The organism is Brooklawnia sp. (assembly GCF_049651565.1).
Taxonomy (GTDB): domain Bacteria; phylum Actinomycetota; class Actinomycetes; order Propionibacteriales; family Propionibacteriaceae; genus Brooklawnia.
This window is the reverse complement of sequence record NZ_JBASCI010000246.1, coordinates 1-9807: the sequence shown is the minus strand read 5'-3', so window position 1 is coordinate 9807 and position 9807 is coordinate 1. Positions and strand designations below refer to the sequence as shown.

9 protein-coding genes are annotated in these 9807 nt (G+C 68.7%); all 9 read right to left on the bottom strand.

Annotation, left to right across the window (positions count from 1 at the left end; all coding sequences use genetic code 11):
- Window positions 1-153: 153 nt before the first annotated feature.
- Window positions 154-798, bottom strand: coding sequence for a class E sortase (locus WBL05_RS11705; protein ID WP_424226115.1), 645 nt, complete (start codon window positions 796-798; stop codon window positions 154-156).
- A 3-nt stretch (window positions 799-801) separates the two neighbouring features.
- Window positions 802-2289, bottom strand: a complete 1488-nt coding sequence (locus WBL05_RS11700) for a S10 family peptidase (protein ID WP_424226114.1) — start codon at window positions 2287-2289, stop codon at window positions 802-804.
- Window positions 2290-2311: 22 nt separating this feature from the next.
- Window positions 2312-3115 (bottom strand): DUF1206 domain-containing protein, encoded by an 804-nt coding sequence (locus WBL05_RS11695; protein ID WP_424226112.1) that lies wholly within the window; start codon window positions 3113-3115, stop codon window positions 2312-2314.
- Window positions 3116-3172: 57 nt separating this feature from the next.
- A complete protein-coding gene (locus tag WBL05_RS11690; protein WP_424226110.1) occupies window positions 3173-3979 on the bottom strand; it encodes a spermidine synthase in 807 nt (268 codons plus the stop codon).
- The gene (clpB, locus tag WBL05_RS11685) at window positions 3972-6557 is read right to left on the bottom strand and encodes an ATP-dependent chaperone ClpB (protein WP_424226108.1); all 2586 of its coding nucleotides are present in this window, start codon (window positions 6555-6557) and stop codon (window positions 3972-3974) included. Before clpB ends, WBL05_RS11690 begins: the two co-directional genes overlap by 8 nt.
- A gap of 54 nt (window positions 6558-6611) precedes the next feature.
- Window positions 6612-7199 carry a hypothetical protein gene (locus tag WBL05_RS11680; protein ID WP_424226107.1) on the bottom strand — a complete coding sequence of 196 codons (588 nt, stop codon included), beginning with the start codon at window positions 7197-7199 and terminating at the stop codon, window positions 6612-6614.
- A gap of 104 nt (window positions 7200-7303) precedes the next feature.
- Window positions 7304-8383: an inositol-3-phosphate synthase gene (locus WBL05_RS11675; protein WP_424226105.1), complete on the bottom strand. Its 1080-nt coding sequence runs from the start codon at window positions 8381-8383 to the stop codon at window positions 7304-7306.
- On the bottom strand, window positions 8380-8946 hold the full coding sequence (locus WBL05_RS11670) for a PadR family transcriptional regulator (RefSeq protein ID WP_424226104.1): 567 nt from the start codon (window positions 8944-8946) through the stop codon (window positions 8380-8382). Before WBL05_RS11670 ends, WBL05_RS11675 begins: the two co-directional genes overlap by 4 nt.
- A 122-nt stretch (window positions 8947-9068) precedes the next feature.
- Window positions 9069-9807 (bottom strand): phosphopantothenoylcysteine decarboxylase (locus tag WBL05_RS11665; RefSeq protein ID WP_424226103.1); only part of this gene is annotated, 739 nt, incomplete at its 5' end.

Below are 9807 nucleotides of genomic sequence, written 5' to 3'. Positions count from 1 at the left end.
CCCGGCCATCGACTCCGCATCGAACAGATCCCGCTGATCCCGCGATCGCCCCTGCACACGACCAAGGCTCCCGCACCCGGCCCCACCACCCGGGCACAGACACGCACTTGTTCAGCAGTCTCCTAGGGGTGCCGCCCCGCCCGCGGCCGCGGGCTACCTGGGTTGCGAGGACGCCAACGTGGCGAACCCCACCGAGCGGTCGCTGGTCGGCAACAGGTCCTGGCTGGTGACCAGGGTGAGCATCCGTCCGGTCGGTACCCGGCCGGGCTGGCCGGGCACGGCGTCCAGCACCCAGCTGTCGTCGGCCTGCACCGTCAACTCGCGCGGGGCGACCTCGATGACATAGGTGTGGACGGTGTCGCAGGTGGTCACCTGGACGCGGTCGCCGACCTCTAGTTCGAGCAGCCCGGCGAAGGGTTCGCCGTTGGTGACGCGGTAGCCGGTCAGCACCATGTTGCCGACTGCGCCCGGTTCAGCGGTCTGCGGGTACCAGCCGACCCCGGTGCCCAGTTCCCGCCCCGAGATCCCCGCCAGGATCGGCCAGTTGTCGGCGGAACTGTCCGGGAAGCCCAGCATCCCGATGACCGAGCCCTCGGCGGCCGGCCCGCCCACCGTGTGGCAGGACGACTCGAAGCCCGCCAGCGCCCGGGACGCCTGGTTGTGCGCCAACTGGTTGCTGCCGACCAGCAGCCACAGCACCCAGATCGCCGCCGCCACCAGCGCCACTACCAGCAGCAGCCAGGCCAGCCGCAGCCCGCGCGCGCTCCAGCTGCGTCGAACCCTGGTCGATGAGGCCATCGGTCACTGCCCGGCCGAGGCCCGGATCCAGTCGCACTGCTCATCTGCCTCGCGGATCCGGCTGGGACCGTGGAGGTAGGGCATGTGCCCGGTTTCGAAGTAGGCGTGGCTGATCCGCTCAAAGGCCTCGTCCGCAAGCCGCAGATGATCGACCATGTCCTGGGCGGCGAAGTAGGGGGTGGCCAGGTCGTAGTAGCCGTATTCGATGCGAACCTGCAGCGCCGGGTTGGCCCGCATCAACCGTTCCAGCCGGTCGGCCACGCTGACCGGGCGGCCCTGGAACTCGGCGTAGTTCCAGTCCCGCCACAGGTCTGCCGAGACCCAGTAGGGCATCTCCTCGGTGCTGCCGAGTTCGGCGCGCAGGTAGTGGTGCAGGGCGGCGGTGAACGCGCCGAGGGTGGCGTCCCCGCTCGGGTCGGTGTTCATGGCCTCCTCGGTACCGGACGCGGCCGGCCCGGTGTAGCGGCCGTCGATGCGTCCCACCACCAGACCCTGGTCGCGCAGCAGCTCGGCGCAGAACCGTTCGTGCTCGATCCGCAGCCCGGTGAGCTCGACATAGCGGCGCGGCAGCCCGGTCAGCCGGGCCAGCGTGCCGGCGACCTCGCTGCGCTGGTCGGGGTCGAGACGGCGACCCTTGGCCAGCGCCAGCCGGTACGGGCCGTCGGCGAACTGCTCGGCCTCGGCGCGCACCTGTTCCAGCGTCTGGTCGGGGTGCTTGCCGTGATACCAGGCGATGGCCGCGTAGCTGGGCAGGAAGTGCAGGCTGGCGGCGTCCCAGCGGGGGTTCTCGAAGTCCTGGGAGCCGAAGTCGAGCACGCTGCTGAGCAGGATGATGCCGTTGAGGTACATCCCGTGGTCGTCCTGGAGCTTCTGGGCCACCGAGACCCCGCGGATGGTGCCGTACGACTCACCCAGGATGAACTTGGGGCTCATCCAACGGTCGAAGCGGGTGCACCACAGCCGGATGAACTCGGTGAACAGTTCGACGTCGGCCTTCCAGCCGTGCCAGTCCTTGGGCTTGTGCCCCTCCGCGACCCTGGAGTAGCCGGTGCTCATCGCGTCGATCACCACCAGGTCGGTGGCGCGGAGCAGGGTGTGCGCATTGTCCTTGAGCCGGTAGGGCGGCGTGGCGGGGTCGTCCACCTCACCGATGTCGACGATGCGGGGGCCGACCAGGCCCATGTGCAGCCAGATGGACGCCGAGCCGGGGCCCCCGTTGAAGCAGAAGGTGATCGGCCGGGTGGTGACGTCGGCGTCGGCCAGGGTGTAGGCGGTCACGCCCAACTGGGCGCGGTCGCTTCGTCCGCCGAACACGCCTTCGGTTTCGTCGTCCTCGCGTAGCACGATCCGCCCGGTGCGCGCAGTGTAGCGCAGTTCACCTTCGGCGGTGCCGATGACGTGCTCAGTGGTCACCAACGAGTCGGTGAGCTGTACGGTTGGCGGCGGGCTGACGGTCTGGACGACGAGCGGGGTCGGCTTTGGCTGGTTCATGCGGACAACCTTATGGGGCACGTCAGGCGTGCTTGGCGTGAGCCGCCCAGAGGAAGCACCAGACTCCGAAACATGCGATACCCACCGCGATGATGACCAGCAGCAGGCTGCCGGCCGGCTGGCTGCGGATGGTGTTCAGGGCCGCGTCCAGGCCGCCGGCCTTCTGTGGGTCGTAACTCGCCGCCGCCCAGACGAAGAGTGCCCCCATCACGGCAAATGCGATGCCCTTGGCGACGTGGCCCAGCACTGCCAGCACCTTGCCGGCGCCCTGCAGCTGGGTGCGGATCTCCTCGTTGTACCGTCCGGTGAGGCCCTTGACGATGTTCCAGCCGCCGTACCCGACGATCGCCACCCCGACCAGCCCGACCAGGATCGGTCCACCGGGCAGGCCGAGCAGCCCTGAGGTCACCTGCTGCTCGGTGTTGGAGTCGGTTCGGGCGCCGATGGCGATCTGGGTGGCGGCGACTCCGAGGGCGGCGTAGATGACCATCCGGCCGACCGCGCCCAACCGTTTGCGGACCCGTTTGGATCCGTCGTACTCGGTGTAGCCGACCCCGGCGGCCACGGCCTGCCAGACGACCAGGGTGGCCATGCCCACCACCACCAGCCACATCAGCACCAGGCCGATCGGGGTCTGGGCCAGTTGGCGCAGCGCCCCGGTGTTGCTGGCCTCTCCTTCCGCCTCGCCGAACGCGAGCCGGAAGGCCAGCCAGGCGATCACCAGGTGCACCACACCGTAAGCCACCAGTCCCACCTTGACCAGCACCCGGTACGGCTGGTTCTGCTGCACATGCCGGGCGGTGCCCTGGAGATCCCGGGAGTCCATCTGCTGCCTCCGCGTCGCTGATCTGCCCAGTGTGGCAGTTCCCCGCCCGATGCGGGTCTACTCGAAGTAGCGAAGTCCCCGCTCGACGCCGGGCGACGGTTCGGCGTCGGCGTCGGTGAACGGTTCGCAGAATCCCTTGAACTGTTGCAGGGCCTGGCCGTGCAGGACGCGATAGGGAAACGCCGAGCCGGCCGCGCGGCGCACCACCCGGTCCATCGGCAGCGGGACGCGGCTGGCGGCGGCGACCAGGTTGCCGTGCCGGCGGCCCTTGAGGGTGGCGGATTCGGCGCTCAGCGCGAGGTTGGGGAAGCACAGCTCCAGGGTGGCCAGCACCCGCCGCGTCCAGCGCAGCGGGCTGATGTCGATCAGGTTGAACAGCAGCAGTCCGTCGTCGCGCAGCACCCGTGCGACGTCGGCGACGAATTCGGCGCTGACCAGGTCGGCCGGCACCCGGGCGTCGGCGAAGGCGTCCACGATCACCACTCGTGCGTAGTGGTTCGGCATGGCCGAGATCCCGCTGCGCCCGTCCACTGCCCGCACCTTGATGCCCGACCTGGCGGGCAGCGGCAGCCTGGTGCGGACCATCTCGATGAGGGCGGCGTTGGGTTCCAGCACGATCTGCGGTGAGGTGGGACGCCGGGCGGCCACGTAGCGGGCCATCACCATCGCCGCCCCGCCGACGTGGATGACCCGCATCCGCTCCCCCGGTGGCGCGCACTCGTCGAGGTAGTCCGCCATCCGCAGCAGGTAGCCGAACTCCAGACGGGTGGGATCATCGGGGTCGACCCACGACTGGGCCACCCCGTCCATCACCAGCACCCACCCTGGTTTGTCCGGGATCAGGTGGAACTCGCCATCAGCCATCGACCTGGACGATCTCCAGATCATCACCGTCGGGCGCGACGTCGAACCGGACCGTCTGGCCGTCGGTGACCTCACCGGCGAGCAGCTTGCGTGCCAACTGGTCCTCCACGGTGGTCTGCAGCAGCCTCCGCAGTGGACGCGCCCCGTAGACCGGGTCGTAGCCGCGGTCGGCGAGCCACTCGCGGCCGCCGTCGGCGATCTCGATGGTGATCCGGCGGTCGGTCAGCCGGCGGTTGATGCGCCGCAGGTTGATGACCACGATCCGGGCCAGGTCGTCGCGGGTCAGGGACTCGAACATGACGATCTCGTCCAGCCGGTTCAGGAACTCGGGCCGGAACGCCTTGCGCACCACACCCATCACGGCGTTCCGCTTGGCCTGCTCATCCAGGTCCTGGTCGGCCAGGAAGTTGCTGCCCAAGTTCGAGGTCATGATCAGGATGACGTTGCGGAAGTCGACGGTGCGGCCCTGGCCGTCGGTCAGCCGGCCATCGTCCAGCACCTGCAGCAGGATGTTGAACACATCGGAGTGGGCCTTCTCGACCTCGTCCAGCAGGATCACCGAGTAGGGACGGCGGCGCACCGCCTCGGTCAGCTGGCCGCCCTCCTCGTAGCCGATGTAGCCGGGTGGCGCACCGACCAGCCGTGACACGGTGTGCTTCTCCATGTACTCGCTCATGTCGATGCGCACCATCGCCTGCTCGTCGTCGAAGAGGAACTCCGCCAGCGCCTTGGCCAGCTCGGTCTTGCCGACCCCGGTCGGGCCGAGGAAGAGGAAGCTGCCGGTCGGCCGGTTCGGGTCGGAGATGCCGGCGCGGGCCCGCCTGACCGCGTCGGACACCGCCCTGACCGCCGCTTCCTGGCCGATCAGCCGTTGCCCGATCCGGTCCTCCATCTCGAGCAGCTTCTGCGACTCGCCCTCCAGCATCTTGCCGACCGGAATACCGGTCCAGGCGCTGACCACCTCGGCGATGTCGGTGCTGGTCACCTCCTCGGAGACCATGGTCTTCTTCTGCCCGGCCGACGCCTCGGCGGCCGCCATCTCCTTCTCCAGGGCCGGGATCTCGCCGTAGATGATCTGTGCGGACTTCTCCAGGTTGCCCTCGCGCTGGTAGCGCTCGGCGTCGGTGCGCAGCGCGTCGATCTGCTCCTTCAGCTCACCGACGCGGTTCAGGCCGCTCTTCTCGGCGTCCCACTGCGCCTCCAGCGCCCGCAGCTTCTCCTTGGCGTCGGCCAGTTCGGCATTCAGCAACTCCAGCCGGCCGCGGGAGGCCTCGTCGTCCTCGGCGCCCAGCGCGAACTGCTCCATGGTCAATCGGTCGACCTGCCTGCGCAACTGGTCGATCTCCTCCGGTGAGGAGTCGATCTCCATCCGCAGTCGGGACGCGGCCTCGTCGACCAGGTCGATCGCCTTGTCGGGCAGCTGTCGGTTGGAGATGTACCGGTTCGACAGGGACGCCGCGGCGACCAGCGCGCCGTCGGTGATTCGCACCTTATGGTGGGCCTCGTAGCGTTCGCGGATGCCGCGCAGGATGGCGACGGTGTCCTCCACGCTGGGCTCGCCCACGTAGACCTGCTGGAAGCGCCGCTCCAGGGCCGGGTCCTTCTCGATCCGTTCCCGGTACTCGTCCAGCGTGGTGGCGCCGATCATCCGCAACTCGCCGCGGGCCAGCATCGGCTTGAGCATGTTGGAGGCGTCCATCGCCCCCTCGGACGCGCCGGCACCCACGACGGTGTGCAGTTCGTCGATGAAGGTGACGATCTGGCCCTGGGCCTCCTTGATCTCGTTCAGGACGGCCTTCAGCCGCTCCTCGAACTCACCCCGGTACTTTGCGCCGGCGACCATGGACGCCAGGTCAAGGCTGACCAGTCGGCGGCCCTTCAGCGAATCGGGGACATCGCCGGCCACCACTCGCTGCGCCAGCCCTTCCACGACGGCGGTCTTGCCGACGCCGGGCTCACCGATCAGCACCGGGTTGTTCTTGGTGCGCCGGCTGAGCACCTGCACCACCCGGCGGATCTCGGCGTCCCGGCCGATCACCGGGTCGAGCCTGCCCTCCCGGGCCCGGGCGGTCAGGTCGACCGAGTACTTGTCGAGGGCGGACTCACCGCCCTCGGACTCGGCGCTGGTGACCCGCTTCGACCCGCGGGCGTCGTTGAAGACCTCGGTCAGCTTGTCGGCGACCGCACCGGCGCGGTTGAGGATGGTGGCGGCCTCGGACTGCACGTGGCTGAGCGAGATCAGCAGGTGCTCGGTGGCGACGAACTGGTCACCCATCTGCCCGGCGCGGGTCTCGGCGTCCGCCATCACGCGGGCTAAGGCGCCGGACAGTTGCGGCTGGGTAACGGAGGCCCCCGAGCTGCTGGGCAGCTTCTTGATCGCGGCCTCGGCCTGCTGGTCGATCTGGCCGGCGTCGACGCCGATCTTCGCCAGCAGCGGCGACACTGAGTTGTCGGGCACCATCAGCAGCGCGTGCAGCAGGTGCACCGGCTCAGCAGTCGGGTTGCCGTTGGTGAGTGCGATGCGCAGCGCGGTCGAGACCGCGTCGCGGCTCATGGTGGTCAGCTTCTCGGTGTCCATCGAACCTCTTGGTGTGGTAATCGTTCCTTGGAGACAAACTTGAGTCTATTGCACTCAACCTTTGGGCGGTGACGGATATTCCCCGGCTGGCCCGTACTTGGGGGCCCCCACGACCAGACCGAACTGCCGGGCGGCGGCGTCCAGCTGGTGCACCCGACCGACGTCCACGCCGATGGCGAAGGCCCGGTCATGGCCGGGCAGCCGGGGGGCGTCGGGTCCAGGTTCGATCAGCAGCCACCAGCCCGGCGGCAGGTCACTCGCCGGCCGGCGGTGACGGCGTCCGAACCCGCGTCGCAGCGGCGGTGCGTACTCGATCCGCAGCGTGCCGACCGTCCGGGTCGGGACCACCATGTGGTCGCCGCGGCGCGGCTGCACCACCACCCGGTCGGCGTCGATCCTGATCAGTGCGCCCGGCAGGTGGCGGTACTCCAGGAAGCTGGAGACCGCCGCCAACCAGGTGATGACCACCCCGATCACGATCGCGAAGCCGTCGCCGCCGGCGCTGCCGAACCAGACGAAGGCCAGCCCCAGCACCAGGCCGATCGCGGCCCAGACGAAGGCGCTGACCAGTTGGGTGCGCGTTGGCCCGAGGTCGACCGTGACCGGGTCGGTGGAACCGGACGGGTCGACGGAGGGCGACATGAGGCAACCCTATGCGGCGGCGCACCCATCCGTCGCCGTTGAATGCGGCAAGGGCGGATCCCTCAGGTATCCGCCCTCGCTTCAGCTACTCGACGTGGAGCTGCTCAGCGCTCGATCTCGCCCCGGATGAACTTCTCGGTGGTCTCATGCGCGATCTCGTCGTTCCGCTGTTCGGGCGGCGACTTCATGAAGAAGCTGGACGGTGAGAGCAGCGGACCACCGACGCCGCGGTCCAGGCCGATCTTGGCCGCACGGACGGCGTCGATCACCACACCGGCCGAGTTCGGGGAGTCCCAGACCTCGAGCTTGTACTCCAGGCTGACCGGGGCGCCACCGAAGTTGCGGCCCTCCAGCCGGACGAATGCCCACTTGCGGTCGTCCAGCCAGTCGACGTAGTCGGACGGGCCGACGTGGATGTCGCGGTCGTCGAAGTGGTGGTGCACATTGCTGGTGACCGCCTGGGTCTTGGAGATCTTCTTCGACACCAGCCGGTCGCGCTCCAGCATGTTCTTGAAGTCCATGTTGCCGCCGACGTTGAGCTGGTAGGTGCGGTCGATGGTGATGCCGCGGTCCTCGAACAGCTTGGCCAGCACCCGGTGGGTGATGGTGGCGCCGATCTGCGACTTGATGTCGTCGCCGACGATGGGCAGCCCGGCATCGGTGAACTTCTGGGCCCACTCGGGGTCGGAGGCGATGAAGACTGGCAGGCAGTTGACGAACGCGCAACCCGCATCGATGGCGCACTGGGCGTAGTACTTGTCGGCCTCCTCCGAGCCGACCGGCAGGTAGCTGACCACCACGTCGACCTGGGCGTCCTTGAGCGCCTGGACCACGTCGACCGGCTCGGCGTCCGACTCGACGATCGTCTCGCGGTAGTACTTGCCGAGGCCGTCGAGGGTGACGCCGCGCTGCACGCTGACGCCGGTGGCGGCAACGTCACACAACTTGATGGTGTTGTTCTCGCTGGCGTTGATGGCGTCGGCCAGGTCGAGGCCAACCTTGGCGGCGTCCACGTCGAAGGCAGCGACGAACTCGAGATCACGCACGTGGTAGTCACCGAACTGGACGTGCATCAGGCCGGGAATCGTCTCGCCGATCTCGGCGTCCCGGTAGTAGGTAACACCCTGCACGAGCGACGACGCACAATTGCCCACGCCGACGATCGCGACGCGAATCGCTGTCATCTTGTCTCCTTGTCAGTTGCGGATTCTTCTACGGCGATCATCTGGTCGAGCCAGACGATCTCATTCGCGACGACGTCCCGCGCGCGCCGCACAAGTTCGGTTGAGTAACGGTCCAGCCACGATGGGGTGGCCTGCTCGAGCACCGCCAGGTGGGACGCCGCGTGGTCGCGCCGGTCGCGCAGGATGCGCAGCCGGGTGGCCCAGTCGGTCATCCCGAGCAGGCTGAACCGGACGCCGAAGTCATCGGCCCACGCCGCGGGATCGGCGCTGGACAGTTTGCTGGACAGGTACTCCTCCCCGGCGGGGGTGATGTGGTAGGTGCGTCGGGACCGACCACCGACCAGCCGCGGGCGGCCGGCACCGCAGTCGCAGATCAGGCCGCGATTGAGCAGCCGGCGTAGCGCTGGGTAGATCGAGCCGAACGACACCTTGTGCTGGTAGGTGTTGACCATGCTCACGTGCTTGCGCAACTCGTAGCCATGGGATGGACCATGCGCCAGTCGCCCGAGGATCGCCAGATCCAGGGCAGGTTGACGCAGGGACATGTGGAACACCTGATTCATCGGGGCCATCAGTTAACGCCGAATGTATCGACGCGATACATCGCCAGACTTTAGCGCACTCTAATCCTGCTGTCGCATCGGGGCCCACCGACCAACCAGCATGGCATCCTCGGCCCGACAAGTCACATCGAGCCGGCTGGCGGAGGCTGACCGCGGGTGGCCAGGATGGCGTCCAGCAAGGCGTCTGCCACAACCCGCTTCGAGCCCTCCGCCTCGGAAATGACGGTGTCGCCGGCGTCCAGGATGAGCAGCTTGTTGTCGGGGGTGCCGAAGCCGCTGGTCCACCCGACCTCGTTGACCGCGAGCAGGTCGAGGTTCTTGCGACGCCGCTTGCGGCGGCCGCGTTCGAGCAGTTCGTCACCGCGGACGGTCTCGGCTGCGAAGCCGACGATGGTCTGGCCGTCCCGGCGCCGGGACGCCAGCCCGGCCACGATGTCCTCGTTCTCGGTGAGGACGATGGTGGGCACCTCGCCGGACTCCTTGGTGATCTTGCCCTCGGCCACGTCGGCCACCCCGTAGTCGGCCACCGCGGCGGCCATGATGATGATGTCGGCGCGGGCGGCGAAGTCGTTCATCACCGCGGACAGTTCCGCGGTGGAGCCGGCGGGCACGATCTCGATGCCTGGGATGCGGGCGGCGGCGAGCACGTCACCGGCGACGTTGGCCGCTGCCAGCAGCACCTGTGCGCCGCGCTCAGCAGCCGCCACCGCCAGCGCCACCCCTTGTCGTCCGCTGGACCGGTTGCCCAGGAAGCGCACCGGGTCGATCGGTTCCCGGGTGCCGCCGGCCGACACCGCGACAGTCAGGCCCTCGAAGTCGCGGTTGCGCCGCAGCAACGCGGCTGCGGTGGCGTGGACGGCC

Bases quoted from the DNA above. Each gene is read 5' to 3' on its own strand.
- WBL05_RS11705 (WP_424226115.1), bottom strand. From the start codon at position 798: ATGGCCTCATCGACCAGGGTTCGACGCAGCTGGAGCGCGCGCGGGCTG.
- WBL05_RS11700 (WP_424226114.1), bottom strand. From the start codon at position 2,289: ATGAACCAGCCAAAGCCGACCCCGCTCGTCGTCCAGACCGTCAGCCCG.
- WBL05_RS11695 (WP_424226112.1), bottom strand. From the start codon at position 3,115: ATGGACTCCCGGGATCTCCAGGGCACCGCCCGGCATGTGCAGCAGAAC.
- WBL05_RS11690 (WP_424226110.1), bottom strand. From the start codon at position 3,979: ATGGCTGATGGCGAGTTCCACCTGATCCCGGACAAACCAGGGTGGGTG.
- clpB (WP_424226108.1), bottom strand. From the start codon at position 6,557: ATGGACACCGAGAAGCTGACCACCATGAGCCGCGACGCGGTCTCGACC.
- WBL05_RS11680 (WP_424226107.1), bottom strand. From the start codon at position 7,199: ATGTCGCCCTCCGTCGACCCGTCCGGTTCCACCGACCCGGTCACGGTC.
- WBL05_RS11675 (WP_424226105.1), bottom strand. From the start codon at position 8,383: ATGACAGCGATTCGCGTCGCGATCGTCGGCGTGGGCAATTGTGCGTCG.
- WBL05_RS11670 (WP_424226104.1), bottom strand. From the start codon at position 8,946: ATGAATCAGGTGTTCCACATGTCCCTGCGTCAACCTGCCCTGGATCTG.